At 64.1% G+C, this 315-nt stretch carries 1 protein-coding gene; it reads left to right on the top strand.

Translation table 11 applies throughout. The annotated features are described in order from the left end of the window. On the top strand, window positions 1-315 hold a 315-nt coding region (locus tag B4M62_RS02485), incomplete at both ends, for an SDR family NAD(P)-dependent oxidoreductase (RefSeq protein ID WP_290704729.1).

Genomic DNA, 315 nt, shown 5'->3' on the forward strand with positions numbered 1-315 from the left:
GGTGCTCGACCTCGACGCCGACGCATGCGCAGACACCGTTGCGGCCATTACCGGGGCCGGTGGGAGGGCGATCGCCGTGGGCGCCGATGTCTCGAACGAGGATTCCGTTGCGGCTGCGGTGACGAAGATCGCCGAAGAACTCGGTCCGCCCGTCGTGCTCATCAACAATGCCGGAATCATCCGCGACAACATGCTGTTCAAGATGACTGTCGACGACTGGGACGCGGTCATGGCCGTACATTTGCGCGGCGCTTTCCTGATGAGCCGGGCCTGCCAGAAGTACATGGTCGACGCCGGCTGGGGCCGCATCGTCAA

The sequence above is a fragment of the Gordonia sp. UBA5067 genome, from assembly GCF_002414845.1.
In the GTDB taxonomy this organism is placed as follows: Bacteria; Actinomycetota; Actinomycetes; order Mycobacteriales; family Mycobacteriaceae; genus Gordonia; species Gordonia defluvii.